This is a genomic window from Deinococcus peraridilitoris DSM 19664 (assembly GCF_000317835.1).
Classification (GTDB): Bacteria; Deinococcota; Deinococci; order Deinococcales; family Deinococcaceae; genus Deinococcus_A; species Deinococcus_A peraridilitoris.
Window position 1 is genome coordinate 3,811,286 of the sequence record NC_019793.1, and the last position, 13,198, is coordinate 3,824,483.

Here is a 13,198-nt window from a genome sequence, read left to right on the forward strand (position 1 = left end):
TCTTACGCTACCGTGCTCCCCGTGACGTGTCGGCGAAATACGCTGCAATAGGCCATAGGCGACCTTTATACTTGTGGTATGAGTCTCCTGGACATGATCGGCCCGGTAATGATCGGTCCTTCGAGCAGCCACACGGCGGGAGCCTGCCGGATCGGTCTGGTGGCCCGCGCCCTGTTGGGACATCCTCCTGAACACGCCCGAATCGGCCTGCATGCCAGCTTTGCGAAAACCGGACGCGGACACGGTACCCACCTGGCCATCGTGGCTGGATTGCTGGGATTCTCGCCTGCCGATCCACGCCTTCCGCGCGCCTTTGAAGAAGCACAAGGCGCCGGGGTCAACTACGAATTTACAGACGTGGACCTGGGTGATGTTCACCCCAACTCGGCCCGGCTCGACCTCTCAGGTGGCGGCAATGAAACCAGCGTGATCGCGTCGAGCACCGGAGGAGGCGTCATTCACGTCGTACGGGTGGACGGTTTCAAAACGGATTTCTCCGGTGCCTCGCCTACCCTGTTGCTGCGCTATCAAGACGCAGTGGGAATGATCGCACGCGTGACGGCACTGATCGCAGAGGACGACGTCAACATCGCCACACTGGTATGCACCCGCGAAAAACGTGGCGGCCAGGCCCTGCTGTCAATCGAGCTCGACGCCCGCCTGAGCGATCACGCCGTACGCCAGCTTGCCACACTGCCCGAGATTTCGTGGCACCGCATGCTGCCCAAGGTCATGGACTGAGCTTTCCAAGTTCCGAATCAAACAAACCTCAGCGCGAAAAAGTTCTTTGACCCCTTCCCCCGACCCATTGTGAAAGGTTCCGTCACGAGGCGAGGCGAGCGCCCTGAAGGGTATTGCCGTGCCCAGGACGCAGGCAGGCGGTTACTGCCCTCCGACCTGCCCAAGGCCGACCTTTTCCGGCCTGGCAGGGGAAACATCACCGTTTTCGCGTCGCAGAGGACGCGGAGCACTTTGTACATGGCTCCGCAATAGCCCGCGGCGACATGTCAGGTTGTATACTCCAAACAAGCGTTCGCTTGGAAGCGACACGGCAGAGGAACCTATGAACCTGGACGACATCATGAACGCGCCCGCACCCGCCTCGCAGTGGGTATTGAGCGAAGACTGCCGAGAAAACGGTCTCAGTGAACACGACGTGCGGGAACTGATGCTCGGCCGGATCAGGGAAATGCGCGACAGCATCGAACGTGGCCTCAAGACCCAGGCCAAGAGCGTCACGGGCATGGTGGGCTGGAATGCCCAAGGCCTTTGGGATGCACCCGATGTGCTGGGCGCACCGCTGGTGAAACGCGTTCAGGCGTACGCCATGGCCGTGAACGAGGAAAACGCGCGCATGGGGCGCATCGTGGCCGCACCGACCGCCGGCAGTGCGGGCACCATCCCGGGCGCCCTCCTCGGGGTTGCCGACCACCTGGGCCTTCCGGACGAGCGGCTGGTCATGCCGATGATCCTGGCAGCCGGGATCGGCAAGGCCATCAGCAGGCAGATGTACATCTCGGGCGCAGCGGGTGGCTGTCAAGCCGAAATCGGGTCGAGCGCCGCGATGGCCGCCGCCGCCGTTACCGAGCTGCTGGGCGGCTCCCCACGCGCCTGCGTGCACGCCGCCAGTTTGGCGCTGATGAACACGATCGGCCTCGTGTGTGACCCGGTGGGCGGATACGTGGAAGTCCCCTGCGTCAGCCGCAACGCCTTTTACGCGGTGCACGCCGTCAGCGCGGCCCAGTTGGCCCTGGCGCAGCTTGAGAGCTTCATCCCCCCGGACGAGGTGGTGACGGCCATGGCCCAGGTGGGGCGTATGATGCCGCTGGAACTGAAGGAAACGGCCGAAGGCGGCCTGGCGCAGACCCCAACAGGACTGCGCGTCATGCATGACATGGAACGCAAGGTCTGAACCCGTTGTCAAAGGCATGACCCTCTTTTGGTCAGTGCTTCAAGCGAACGGGGTGAGCCACCTCAACCCGGAGTGCTCAGGAGCGCAAGGCCACAAAGCGCGTGGCGGCCTGTCGAGCCCTCGCTCCGCGGCTCAGGGCTGGCCCAGGGCACGGGCAGCATCAATCAGGCCAGCACCACACTCGCTGCTGCCGACGCGCCCACACTGAGTGGCGGTCAACGGAATCGCCGTGTTCCGCAGGCGCTGCACCACCTGCGCCGGGGTCAGGCCGGGACGTTGCTCTTTGAGCAAGGCGGCCAGCGCGGCAACATGGGGTGCGGCCATGCTGGTTCCGGCCACCGGGGCGTAGGTGTAGAAGCGGGGGTCGGTGTTGGCGTATACATCGTCGCCCAACAGGTTGTACACCCCGTCCGATTCGCTGCCCCCGGGCGCCATGAGGTCGAGGCCCACGCCGTAGTTCGAGTACGAAGCCCGGTTTCCGCCCCGGGTGGTCGCACCCACCGAGATGACGCCGCTGCAGTTGGCCGGAAAGATGCCCGAGACGTCCTGCCCGCTGTTGCCCGCCGCCGCCACCACCACGACTCCACGATTCACGACCGTATCGATGGCCCGCTGCAGGGAAGCCGGGCACGCGCTTCCCTGACCGCCTACACTGAGGTTGATGACGTGCGCCGGCGTGGGGTTGAAGGGCGCACCGAGCACCTTGATCCCGGCTGCCCACAGCAGTGCGTCGGCGACGTCCGAAACCACACCACCGTTTCGGCCGAGGACCCGCACGGGCAGAATGCGGGCATTCCAGTTCACGCCCGCGACCCCCAGAGCGTTATTGGTCGCTGCTGCCGCGATGCCCGCCACGTGCGTTCCATGATACGAGGAGCTGCCGTCCGGCTGATCACCGCCGGGATCGTACGGATCGGAGTCACGCCCTCCTCCATCACCTGAAACGCCAGGATCAGAGATGAAGTCGGCGCCGGGAAGCACTTTGCCCTCCAGATCGGGATGCCGGCAGGCCGGACGACGGGGGTCGAACAAAATTCCAGTGTCGAGCACCGCGATGACACTTCGGGGCGACCCTGTCGCCACTTCCCAGGCCTGAGGCATGTTGACGGCGGTCAGATTCCACTGCTCCGGATAATCCTGATCGTTGGGCGCCTTGCTGACCGTCAGCCGCTCGTCGCGCTCGGCGTACTCGACGTCGGCACGTCCACGCAGCTCATCCAGGGTGGCTGCGAGCACTCTGTCGTCTGCCGCGACGGGAACCTCCAGGTGGTAGACGAACGTGTTTGCCATGGCAAGGGCGCGCCCGTATCGCAAGGTCACCTTGCCAACCGAGAACGCCTGACCTATGGACGCGGACGGCGCGGATGCACGGAAGCGCACGATCACCGCCAAAGGCGCGTCGTTCGGGAACCGTTGCACACTGGCAGGAGACAGCGCAGCGGTAGACGACCCGCCTTCCTGCGACGGTGCCGCCCGGTTTCCGCACAGACCACTCACGTACGCCACCGGTGTCCTGTTGCATGAGGCCAGAAGTGCACCGAGTATCAGGAGCCCGGCCAGGCCCCACGTTCGGCGTTGGGTGCTACAGAGCATGCCACCTCCAGAAAAGGCCACGGACACACCGAACCTCAGATCGGCGGGCGTGACCTGCGTAATGTCCGCTGGACGAGATGTTACCGCATGAAGAGCGCATTGTCGTGCAGCAGCCAATAGGACACAGATGACTCGCCATCCAGCTGCACCGCGGCCTCGGGTGGACAGCTGGTGTTCACGGCCCCACCGGTGAGGTCGGCGGCAGCGTCGAGCAGGGCGGGCAAGGCGCGAGAGTCGGTGACACCCCACAGGTGCGCGTCGCGTTTCACGACCAGCAGGGCACCCACGGCCTGCCCCGCGTCATAGGCCATCAGAAGTGTGAAGTCGCGCAGGGACTCGAGCGAGTGCGCCAGAGAGCGCCCCAGCGCGCTGGCCCATTGCGGCAGGTCCCACGACCGCGCCAGCACCTCGGCAAAGGCCACGAGCTGCAGCCGTGACACCTGCTCGACCATCACGGTGCCGGGCGCCGCCTGCCGGGTATACCGCCCGACCCGCAGCCGCAGGATCTCCTGAGCATCTTCGATGCGTCCGGATGACGCCACCAGCGGGGGCGCTCCTCGCGCGCGCAACCAGGCGAGCCCCTCAGAGATCCCCCCCGCCGCCGGGTAAACGGCGTTGGCGCCCAGCAGCGGGGAACGGGGCGTGTACAACACGCTTGCCGCGGACAATTCCACCCGTTCGCCTGCCAGCGGGGAATAGTATGCCAGCAGGTGGGCCGCTGCGTCGCTCAAGTGCCTTCGGGGACCTGCACGTCTATACCTGTCCCGTTGCTCCTAACAAGTTGTTTCGCGTGCTGCATGACAGGAGTGTACCGTGGTGATTGACGATCTTCCCTATCCGCTTCGTCTCTGGGTCCGTCAGCGTGGGTATCTCTTCGCTTGGTGGATGTACTCGCCGGAACAGTTACGACGCACGCTGCTGGACGCAGATCCGCCGGTACGGTTCAAGGTGGTTGGTCTAGAGGTCAATGGGGTGATCGTACCTTACTGGTGACTTGGTGCTGCAGTAAACCGGCGTGCAGCTGCTGCGCTCACCCAATCAGACATTTTGCGAGTAACTGCTGCAGTTTGCACTGAGAAGTGCGGATCTGCTCAGGTTGCTCTTGTGCCTCTCGAATGGCCTGCGTGAACTTGGCTTTGTTGCCTGTGGAGTCTGGAAACACGGATGTCCTGTCGTGAAGCTTGTCGATATGGTCCCGAATCAGGACCGATATGGCCCTTCCTACGGCCGTTGTCCGTCTCAAGTGGGCTATGACCTGTTTGGCATGCTGGATTGTTTCAGTTCGAAGCTTTTGGGGTTGAACCACGTAGAGAGGGCCCACAATTCGTAGTCGAGCCAGTATTGAAGCGACTCGGAGGTTGCCCCGCTTGATTTGATCATTTGTTCGGTCGATCGAAGGGCCCTATGGCTGGAGCGAAATCCATAATCAACACTGTTCCCGGCTGACTTGTTCGCGTTCGACTTCGGCATCGTATACGAAAATTTCTTCGAGTGCTTCTGCGGCAAGCGTGAATTCTTTGTGGGCTGTTACAGCGGCGAGACCGGTCGTTCATGCGTTTGACAATTTCAATGATTGCTTCTTCACGACGCTTGTAAAGCGGCCCTGCCCGTTTTTGGCGGTATTCAGTGCGTTTTACTCAGTTTTTGTACCTCATTGGGTTTGGATTTCGCTGTATAGGAGTGAGAAGAACGCGTCTTCAGCTGCCTTGGTTCTGTCTGATTTGGAAGGTGCCAAATCGCTGGGTTTGAGCCGTACTCGTCCGCCCTGAGCAGCGCGCACTCTTCCTGGCCGGACGGCATGTCTGAGGTTGTGGCGATTACGATGAGCAACAACTGTAGTCCCGCACCAGAATGAGGAGCAGTATCCCTATGTAGAGTCATTGTTATGGGTAACGCTTTCAGAATGACCCTCCCGACGCTGCAGGTGCTACACGTTCTCTACGACGACCTCCACAGTGAACACTACGGCCTCGACCTCAGCCGGAAAACCACACTGAAAAGCGGGACCCTGTATCCCATTCTTGCCCGGCTGGAACAGCACGGTCTGGTGACCTCCGCCTGGGAAAACGTTAACCCAAAAGCGGAAGGCCGTCCCGCCCGGCGCTATTACCGCTTGACTGGCTCGGGTTGTTGCCGCGCGTACGCAGAACTGGAGCGGGCCCGCGCCGCCCTTAATCCGGCGATGCCCCACAGGACTGTTCATGGTTGAGCTCCCCTTCCTGATCGTCACTCCCGCGCTTCTGACCGGACTCGTCCCGACCGTCGCCGCCCGCTCCACCTGCCGCGAGACTGCCCACGGCCTGCACGCTGACTCCTGGTGCTCAGGAACCCATGCCTGACACGCCCACCCCCTCTCCGACAACCGCACCTCCCAGCGCCGCTTCGCAGCGCGCCGACCACCTGATCGCCCGCCTTCAAGACGTCACTGAACAACTCGCCGCTGCTCGTACCCAGGAGCAAGTGTTCGTGATTGTGCTCCAACCCGCTCTGCAAGCCTTGAAGGCTCTTGCAGGCGTAGTGTTGCTCGTGAACGCAGCGAAAGACCGTCTGGAGATCGCCGCCGTCCAAGGCTACGAGGAAGGCGCCCAGACCATCTGGCAGAACGGACCCCTCAATGGGAATGGGCCCGCTGGAGACGTCCTGAGGAAAAACACGCCGCTCTTCTTCGAGCACCAGGACGACTTGCTGCGCGCCTACCCTGAACTCGCTGCACAAAGCGGGGTCACGCTGCCGGTGGCCACCGCCGTGCTGCCGATGTTCCTCGACGAGCGGCCCCTCGGCACCCTGGTCCTCGATTTCCAGGAGCCATATCGCTTCAGCGACGAGGAGCGACGCTTCCTGCGCACCCTCGCCTCGCAATGCGCCATCGCCTTCGGGCGCGCGCAGCTGACCACCCGCTTGCGAGGCCAGCTGCAAGAGCGCACCAGCGAGTCCGAGGTCGCCCGCGACCGCGCGGAAGTCCTCGCGGCCCTGGGGGACGCGCTGCAACGTGCCGCTACCCCTGAAGAAGTTGCCCAACTGGCCTTGCCCCGCATCGGACCCGCCTTGCGGGCACAGTGCATGCTGATGGTGCGCCTTGACGCCTGCGCGATTCGCCTGCCCACCCTCTGGGGCGACACGCCAGAGGTCATCGTGTCGTACATGACGCGCCCCGGCCTCAGCCTGCGTGACACGCCGGTGCTGCAGCGTGTGGCGGACTCAGGTCAGGGCCTGTACCTGGACGACTACCACCGAGAACCGGGCACTGTCTGGTCCTTTCCCGCCCTGGCCAACGGGGTGGAGCCCATCCATACGCCGGACGGCACCCTGGAAGGCTTTCTCGTCACGTGGCGACCCGTGGTGCAGCACGGCTGGCAGGAAGGCGAGCGCGACCTGCTGAAGCGTGCGGCGGCGACGCTCGGTCTCGCCCTGGAGCGCGCTCAGAGCGCCGCGCAACTCGAAGCGCAACACGCCGCACTCGACGCGCGAAATCGGGTACTGGCCGCCGCCGAGGACTGGGCGCGTGACCTGACGCTCGATACCGATCCCTTCACGCTGATCCGACGGGCGCAGGAATTGCTGTACATGTCGCTGCCGGTGCAGGCGGCGGCCTACTACGAGCGCGAAGGTGACCGCTGGTTCGTGCGGAGCATGCTGGGGGAGTTCGGCAACGACGACCTGCGGCGCGCGCACGATGCGGGCCTGCCGCACGCCACCACCGGGAGCTTGCGCGTCCCGTTCGAGACGGGGGAGGTGCATTACCAGGACGAGTACGACGTGAGCATCGACGGCATGCCCGAGCATACCTCGCACGTGGCCGCCACTGCCATGCTGCCGCTCATGACGGTGCATGGCGTGCGCGGCATTTTCGGCCTGGCGCTTTTTGACCGGACGGGGTGGACGGGTGTAGGTCGCGCGATCATCGAGACGGTGGGGCGCAGCTTGGCGCTGGCGCTTGACCGGGCGGACCAGGCGGTGGAGTTGACGCGGGAGCGCGCGGCGCTCGCGGCGGCGAACGAGGAACTCGAAGCCTTCGCCTACAGCGTCAGCCATGACCTGCGCACGCCAGTCCGGCACATTATGGGCTTCAACGACTTGCTGCGCAAATCGTTTGGGACGTCGCTCGATCCCAAAGCGGCGCAGTACTTACAAGTGGTGGATCAAGCGGCGGCGCGCATGAACATTCTCATCAATGCGATGCTGGACCTCTCACGCACCTCCCGTCAACCCCTGCTGATGCGACTCGTAGACCTGGGTGCGCTCGTGGCGTCCGTGCAAGCGGAATTGGAACTGGAGATGCTGGACCGGAAGGTGCTGTGGCAGGTTTCTCCCCTGCCGCTCATCAGCGCGGACCACAACTTGCTGCGGCAAGTGATGTTGAACTTGCTTGCCAACGCGCTCAAGTACACCCGCACGAAGGAAGCGGGCAACGTCGAGGTGTGGGCGGAGGAACGCGAAGATGAGTGGGCGATCTTCGTGCGGGACAATGGGGTGGGCTTCGATCCAAGGTACGCGGATAAGCTTTTTGGGGTGTTTCAGCGCTTGCACCGCCAAGAGGAGTTCGAGGGTACAGGGGTGGGGCTGGCGAACGTGCGCCGCATTGTGCAGCGGCATGGGGGACGGGTGTGGGCACAAAGCACGCTAGGTGAAGGGGCGACGTTTGGTTTCGTGTTACCCAAACCTGATTGAGGATTTTGACAGCCGATCAGTCGTGCCGGTTTTGCAAGGATCGCAGGAGGGGTGGTTGAAACGCTGTTCATTTCCATGCCTCGTGTTCGAGCGGCACAGTCGTCACCTGATCACTGCTCAGGCGTCCCAAGACCTGCGCACTGCACACACAACCAGCGTTCCGCCAACTGCCCGATCAGGCTGGAATACCCAGCCAGCCCAACGGGTTTGATCAGGTACGCTGTCGCACCCTGGGCGCGTGCCCGTTGCATGTCAGCATCTGCATGCGAACTGGAGAACATCAGGATAGGGATGTCCTGGTAGGGAGGATGCAAGCGCAGGCACCGCAGGACCACTAAGCCATTCCCGTCCGGCAAGCTGATGTCTAGCAGGATCAAGTCCGGCGCCGGTGCGTCCACCGCATGACGCACCGCTTCTTCCGCGGTGCGTTTGACGTGAAGGTCAATCGGGGCGCCACATTTCTTCAACGCCGCCCGCAACAGATGCTCGACCGCAGAACTGTCATCCACGAGCAAGATGACGCGTTGGGTCAAGAACTGCTCCGGCGGCGTCGCATACCTGATTCTGCTGAACCTGCACGCCGCCATTGAAACCATTACGGTCGTATTTGACGTAAGGCTTACAGCAGCAGGTTGGTCGGCAGTTCAGGCTGGGACAAGGAGTGAGCTGATCGTTAGTCTTCTTTGTAGCCTGAGATTTAACCTTGACGTGATACCCATGTCGGGCGAGCAGTTCTCGCTGCTGGTCAATGAATTGCAGGAACTGGGCGATGAGCAAGCTTTCGAGCGTAACCATCAAAGCTCGGTCGGCTGCGGTCTGCAGGGCCTCTTGGGGCAGCCGGTTCAGGATGGCCAGCGGTGCAGACCTGTTTCGCTGCAAAGCTGGAAGCGCGGAAGGCCGGAGACATGCTTACCGAGCTTGAAGAAGGACTCCTGGGACCGGCGCAACATATATTGCCCGGCGATCTCCTGACCGGTCAGGATTCAAGAAGCGACCGCGAAAAAGTCCGGATGCGGGCACGCATTGTCCGACTCGGTCACACCGGCTTCAGCCTCGAACACCTCGCCGCACACTTCCAGCGATGTGTCGAAGCCATCAGCCAGGACCTCGACCGTTTTGAGCAGCACGACGTCCACGGACTGGCAGATGGGCAAGCTCCCGGCAAACCGGCCAAGATCACCCCAGAAATGGTTACCTTGGTGTATCCGAAGCTGGCAGAGCAGCGCGTGTGGAACTGCGATCTGCTGAGTGAAGCCATCGAGCAGGAATTACAGGTGTCGATCAAACGGGAAGCCATCCGGGTGAAGTTGCTCGAGCTCGGCTACCGTTGGAAACGAAGATGCTACAGCCCGGCCAGGACACCTGATCCCGCTGCGGTGACAGAGAGTGATCCTTTAATTGGGGCGCTGAAAAAGGGGCTCTGAGCGGCAAACCGACCCTGAAATACCTCGACGAGGCGGGCTTCAGCTTGATGCTCAGCGTCTGCAACACCTGGTTCGCTCGGGGACGTGGGAAGCAGTTCATGATTCCAACCCGGTGGGGTTCGCAGGGCCTCCTGAACGTCCTGGGGTCACTCTCGTTGCACGGTGAGCACGAGCAGCTGGAGTACCGCTTGCTGGATGGGAAGTGCACCCGAGCGGAGGCGGCGTACCCAAAGACCCTCGCTGAGCAGTATCAGCCTGAAGCGTTGACGATGGTGATTCTGGATAACGCTGGGTTCCACAAGGGTGGGGAGATCGAGCGACGACGAGCGGAGTGAGAGCAGCAGGGACTCTATCTGCGGTACCTGCCGCCGTACCGCCCGTTCTTGAATTTGATTGAGGGGACCTGGCGCAAGCTGAAGGGCTTTTTGATGCCTATACGTTGCTACAACAGCCGCGATGAGCTCAAAGAAGCTCTGCTTGCTGCACTCCACCTCATGCAAGCCGTACAACTTTGAAACTCATCCGGGAGGTACTTAACGCGCGCTCCCTACCAGCGCCAAACCGCGCTCGTCGCCTTTGGGCCATACGCCCGACAGGTCGTGAGCTGAATCACGACTTGCTTGAGGAGCTCGCTTCGGGTTTCGCTGCACTTACGGGCCGTCGCCCGCCACTGCATGCTCGTCGCTCGATGCTGAGCGGCGCGCGTTGCGCAGGTGCTGGATGCCCCAAGCGACAATACAGCCCACCACCGGACTGAAGTCCGCGCCAAACGGGGAATGCCGGTACTGTCCGGGGACGGTGCTGTCCGCAGGGGCAGTTTTGAAGATGAGGCCGATCTGTTGAAGTTCAATTATGCGGCGGGTGAGCGTGGTGGCGCTGGGCGCGCCAAGGGCGCGTTGCAGCTCGTTGAATCCCATACTTCTCTGGCGCAGTTCTCGCATAATCGGCATCGCGTGGCGGCGCTGCAGCGCGTCCAGGACGATCGCCGGGTCGTGCTGCGGGTGAGCAGCGGTAAAGGCGGAGAGGGCGTCGAAGACGGGTTGAAGTGCGTACCCCGCAGCGGTGAGGTGATACGTGTCGTCGTCGCGCCGAATGACACCCACTGCGAGAAGGGCTTTCAGGCGGTCGCGGAGGGTGGCGGCGCTGGGAGCGTGCACGGCGCGTTGCAGGGCGTTGAAGCAGTACGGTTGGGCGAGCAAGGCGTGAATGATGGGCAGCACGTGCTTGCGCTGCAGGAGTTCGACGGCCGCGGCGGCCGCGTCCGCTCCCTTGCACTCCATTTGTTGTCTCGCTCCATCTTCTGTCATACTGCCCCTGGCGCCAAGCAAAGTCTACCGCCCAACACCACAGCCCTCAAAGTAAAGAGGTAAACCATGAACCTCGCCATCCTCGGCGGCACCGGCCGCACCGGCCAGCACCTGATTACCCTCGCCCTGCAGCGCGGACATAACGTCCGCGTCCTCGCGCGCGACCCCAGCAAAATCAAACGCCAGCATGAACGGCTCAGCATCATCCCAGGCGACGCGCGCGATATGAACGCCATCGCGCGCCTGCTTGAACACAGTGACGCCGTCCTCAGCGCCCTCGGTCCCACCCCCGGCACCAGCAGCGACACCATGACCAGCGCCGCCCAACACCTCGTCACGCTGCTTCCCTCCCACGGCATCCGGCGCCTGATTACCCTTACCGGCGCTGGCGTCTCCCACCCCGGCGACCAGCCGAAACTCATCGACCACGTGATCCGGACACTGCTCAAGCTCACCCAGCCCACCATTCTCAATGACTCAACCACACACGCCAACCTGATCCGCGCCAGCACTCTCGACTGGACCATCGTGCGCGTTCCGAGGCTTACCGACGGCATCCTGAAGCCCGTCCACGCCGGATCAGTCGGAACCATCAAGCCATTCGTCACGCGCGCCAGCGTCGCCCGGTTCATGCTCGACCAGCTCGACAGCGACGCCTTCATCCAAAATGCCCCCGCCATCAGCAACTGACCCACGAGGTGCCTTCATGCGAGCAGTCCGATTCCACACCTTCGGCGACCCGTCCGTACTGCGCCTTGAAGAAACCAACTGGCCCTACCCGAAGCGCGATGAAGTCTTGATCCACGTGCACGCCTCCAGCGTGAACGGCACCGATCTCGGCATCCGCGGCGGAAGCGGACCCTTCAAGCTCGTGACGTGCCTCCCCTTTACTCCCGGCTTCGACGTCGCGGGCGAAGTTGCCCGCTGCGGCCCGGACGTTACGGCGTTCAACGTAGGAGACCGCGTGTACGCCCTGCTCGGCCACGGGGGGGGTGGTGCCGCGGAGTACGTCACCGTCCGGCAATCCCGGGTCGCCCTCGTCCCGCAGCGCATTCCACTGGCGCACGCCGCCGCTGTCCCCCTGGCCGGCCTCAGCGCCCTGCAAGCCCTCCGTCGCGGGGCCGCGCTGCACCTCAGGCCGGGTGCCCACGTCCTGATCGTCGGTGCGTCCGGCGGAATCGGGTCGTTCGCCGTGCAGATCGCCAAGTATTATGGCGCCCACGTCACCGGCGCCGCACGTCCGGAAAAGCACCCCTTTGTCCGGTCGCTCGGCGCGCACGAAACCATCGACACACGCTCCCTGGCGGAATCCGGCGTTGAGGGACGCTGGGACGTGATCTTCGATACCGCACCCATCCTCACCCTGTCCGCCGCCCGCCCGCACCTCACCCCCTCAGGAACCCTGGTGAGCGTCCGCGCCTTCCCCGCAGAAGTGGCCGAAGTCACGGCGCTTGTCACGCCTGGCGGTCCGCACTTTCATGGGATGCAGACGCGTGAACGCGGCCTCGACCTCGCGCTCCTTTCGCGGTGGATTGACGCCGGTCATCTGCACGTCCCGATCGACCATGCCTTCCCCCTGGAACAGGTCGCGGATGCGCACCGATACCTCGAAGGCAGCGACGTGCGCGGTAAAGTACTCCTCACCACCGGATAACGGCGCCCAAATTTCTGTCACGTGTCCGGTGGCGTCCCTTGAAACTGCAAGCAGGACTTCCACTCGGCATGGTAGGCAGCAATCCCAAGCAGCCCGGAATGATAAGCAAGTTCCATCCACCGCGCCTTGTTTCGCAGCAATAGCGCAACGCCGCCGGTGCCTGAACGCCGCACTCCACCTGATGCGCGCCGTACAACTCTGAAACTCATCCGGGAGGTACTTAATCCCAGGAACGGACAGGCGCGCTGCGAAAACCGGCGCCTCTGGAAGCCGATCGACTTGACGCGGATTTATGGGCGGCCCTGCGTGACAAGCTCAGCGATCCCGCCGAGCTTGCGCAAGTCATCATTTCCACGCCAATCGAAGTGCCTGACTACACGTCCCGGATCGCCGAGCTCGAAACGCAACTCGAGCGCACGTATGAGCTACATACCAAGCACGTTCGGGATTTCACCCTCGTCGCGCGCCTGGCGCCCCGCCTGACAGCCGCGATGAATCTGGCCAGCACCCTCGAAGCTCGCCGGGAATTCATGGTGAGCCTCGGGATTCGCTTTTTTCTTGATCAGGAGCGGCTGGTGAAGATCGAAGCGCGGTCAGTGGTGGCTTAAGTGTCTACCGCTTCAGTTCTTCCACCAAAGGG

At 63.0% G+C, this 13,198-nt stretch carries 15 protein-coding genes; 10 read left to right on the forward strand and 5 right to left on the reverse strand.

All coding sequences use genetic code 11. The features are described from left to right. The first annotated feature begins 78 nt into the window (after nt 1-78). Nucleotides 79-741 carry an L-serine ammonia-lyase, iron-sulfur-dependent subunit beta gene (sdaAB, locus tag DEIPE_RS18345; protein ID WP_041230989.1) on the forward strand — a complete coding sequence of 221 codons (663 nt, stop codon included), beginning with the start codon at nt 79-81 and terminating at the stop codon, nt 739-741. 322 nt (nt 742-1,063) lie between these two features. Then, nucleotides 1,064-1,912, forward strand: a complete 849-nt coding sequence (locus DEIPE_RS18350) for an L-serine ammonia-lyase, iron-sulfur-dependent, subunit alpha (RefSeq protein ID WP_015237479.1) — start codon at nt 1,064-1,066, stop codon at nt 1,910-1,912. Between the two features lie 132 nt (nt 1,913-2,044). Here DEIPE_RS18350 and DEIPE_RS18355 read toward each other — a convergent pair whose 3' ends face one another. Together DEIPE_RS18355 and DEIPE_RS18360 are read right to left on the reverse strand one after the other, a co-directional pair. Beyond that, entirely contained in the window at nt 2,045-3,202 is a 1,158-nt protein-coding gene (locus DEIPE_RS18355; protein ID WP_052326745.1) for a S8 family serine peptidase, read from the reverse strand. 383 nt (nt 3,203-3,585) lie between these two features. Beyond that, nucleotides 3,586-4,236, reverse strand: coding sequence for a hypothetical protein (locus DEIPE_RS18360; protein WP_015237481.1), 651 nt, complete (start codon nt 4,234-4,236; stop codon nt 3,586-3,588). A 1,172-nt stretch (nt 4,237-5,408) separates the two neighbouring features. On the opposite strand from DEIPE_RS18360, the gene DEIPE_RS23270 reads away from it, so the two are divergent. Together DEIPE_RS23270 and DEIPE_RS22530 are read left to right on the forward strand one after the other, a co-directional pair. Then, complete coding sequence (locus DEIPE_RS23270; protein WP_083865893.1) at nt 5,409-5,714, forward strand: PadR family transcriptional regulator; 306 nt, start codon at nt 5,409-5,411, stop codon at nt 5,712-5,714. Between the two features lie 122 nt (nt 5,715-5,836). Continuing rightward, entirely contained in the window at nt 5,837-8,173 is a 2,337-nt protein-coding gene (locus DEIPE_RS22530; RefSeq protein WP_015237485.1) for an ATP-binding protein, read from the forward strand. 110 nt (nt 8,174-8,283) lie between these two features. Here the strand turns inward: DEIPE_RS22530 and DEIPE_RS18375 are convergent, their stop codons facing one another. Both DEIPE_RS18375 and DEIPE_RS24550 read right to left on the reverse strand, forming a co-directional pair. After that, nucleotides 8,284-8,706 (reverse strand): response regulator, encoded by a 423-nt coding sequence (locus DEIPE_RS18375; protein ID WP_157448931.1) that lies wholly within the window; start codon nt 8,704-8,706, stop codon nt 8,284-8,286. Further along, nucleotides 8,675-8,950: a hypothetical protein gene (locus DEIPE_RS24550; RefSeq protein ID WP_169316605.1), complete on the reverse strand. Its 276-nt coding sequence runs from the start codon at nt 8,948-8,950 to the stop codon at nt 8,675-8,677. The genes DEIPE_RS18375 and DEIPE_RS24550 overlap by 32 nt, the downstream gene beginning before the upstream one ends. An 80-nt stretch (nt 8,951-9,030) precedes the next feature. Here DEIPE_RS24550 and DEIPE_RS18385 point away from each other — a divergent pair, with 80 nt between their 5' ends. The 3 genes from DEIPE_RS18385 to DEIPE_RS25555 all read left to right on the forward strand — a co-directional run bounded on the left by DEIPE_RS18385 (nt 9,031) and on the right by DEIPE_RS25555 (nt 10,112). Further along, nucleotides 9,031-9,597 carry a helix-turn-helix domain-containing protein gene (locus DEIPE_RS18385; RefSeq protein WP_015237487.1) on the forward strand — a complete coding sequence of 189 codons (567 nt, stop codon included), beginning with the start codon at nt 9,031-9,033 and terminating at the stop codon, nt 9,595-9,597. A gap of 98 nt (nt 9,598-9,695) precedes the next feature. Then, nucleotides 9,696-9,932 (forward strand): hypothetical protein, encoded by a 237-nt coding sequence (locus DEIPE_RS25550; RefSeq protein ID WP_157448933.1) that lies wholly within the window; start codon nt 9,696-9,698, stop codon nt 9,930-9,932. A 54-nt stretch (nt 9,933-9,986) separates the two neighbouring features. Then, nucleotides 9,987-10,112, forward strand: a complete 126-nt coding sequence (locus tag DEIPE_RS25555) for a hypothetical protein (RefSeq protein ID WP_425387739.1) — start codon at nt 9,987-9,989, stop codon at nt 10,110-10,112. Between the two features lie 135 nt (nt 10,113-10,247). Here DEIPE_RS25555 and DEIPE_RS18395 read toward each other — a convergent pair whose 3' ends face one another. Beyond that, complete coding sequence (locus DEIPE_RS18395) at nt 10,248-10,877, reverse strand: winged helix-turn-helix transcriptional regulator (protein ID WP_015237488.1); 630 nt, start codon at nt 10,875-10,877, stop codon at nt 10,248-10,250. Between the two features lie 93 nt (nt 10,878-10,970). Here DEIPE_RS18395 and DEIPE_RS18400 point away from each other — a divergent pair, with 93 nt between their 5' ends. The 3 genes from DEIPE_RS18400 (at nt 10,971) to DEIPE_RS18410 (ending at nt 13,166) form a co-directional block, all read left to right on the forward strand. Then, nucleotides 10,971-11,594 (forward strand): NAD(P)-dependent oxidoreductase, encoded by a 624-nt coding sequence (locus tag DEIPE_RS18400; RefSeq protein WP_015237489.1) that lies wholly within the window; start codon nt 10,971-10,973, stop codon nt 11,592-11,594. 16 nt (nt 11,595-11,610) lie between these two features. Continuing rightward, a complete protein-coding gene (locus tag DEIPE_RS18405) occupies nt 11,611-12,558 on the forward strand; it encodes an NADP-dependent oxidoreductase (RefSeq protein ID WP_015237490.1) in 948 nt (315 codons plus the stop codon). Between the two features lie 365 nt (nt 12,559-12,923). Continuing rightward, nucleotides 12,924-13,166 carry a hypothetical protein gene (locus tag DEIPE_RS18410; RefSeq protein ID WP_015237491.1) on the forward strand — a complete coding sequence of 81 codons (243 nt, stop codon included), beginning with the start codon at nt 12,924-12,926 and terminating at the stop codon, nt 13,164-13,166. Nucleotides 13,167-13,198: the final 32 nt, after the last annotated feature.

Excerpts from the sequence above, each read along its gene's own strand:
- DEIPE_RS18405 (WP_015237490.1), top strand. The coding sequence starts at position 11,611 with ATGCGAGCAGTCCGATTCCACACCTTCGGCGACCCGTCCGTACTGCGC.
- sdaAB (WP_041230989.1), top strand. The coding sequence starts at position 79 with ATGAGTCTCCTGGACATGATCGGCCCGGTAATGATCGGTCCTTCGAGC.
- DEIPE_RS18355 (WP_052326745.1), bottom strand. The coding sequence starts at position 3,202 with ATGGCAAACACGTTCGTCTACCACCTGGAGGTTCCCGTCGCGGCAGAC.
- DEIPE_RS25550 (WP_157448933.1), top strand. The coding sequence starts at position 9,696 with ATGATTCCAACCCGGTGGGGTTCGCAGGGCCTCCTGAACGTCCTGGGG.
- DEIPE_RS23270 (WP_083865893.1), top strand. The coding sequence starts at position 5,409 with ATGACCCTCCCGACGCTGCAGGTGCTACACGTTCTCTACGACGACCTC.
- DEIPE_RS18400 (WP_015237489.1), top strand. The coding sequence starts at position 10,971 with ATGAACCTCGCCATCCTCGGCGGCACCGGCCGCACCGGCCAGCACCTG.
- DEIPE_RS18350 (WP_015237479.1), top strand. The coding sequence starts at position 1,064 with ATGAACCTGGACGACATCATGAACGCGCCCGCACCCGCCTCGCAGTGG.
- DEIPE_RS18395 (WP_015237488.1), bottom strand. The coding sequence starts at position 10,877 with ATGGAGTGCAAGGGAGCGGACGCGGCCGCCGCGGCCGTCGAACTCCTG.
- DEIPE_RS22530 (WP_015237485.1), top strand. The coding sequence starts at position 5,837 with ATGCCTGACACGCCCACCCCCTCTCCGACAACCGCACCTCCCAGCGCC.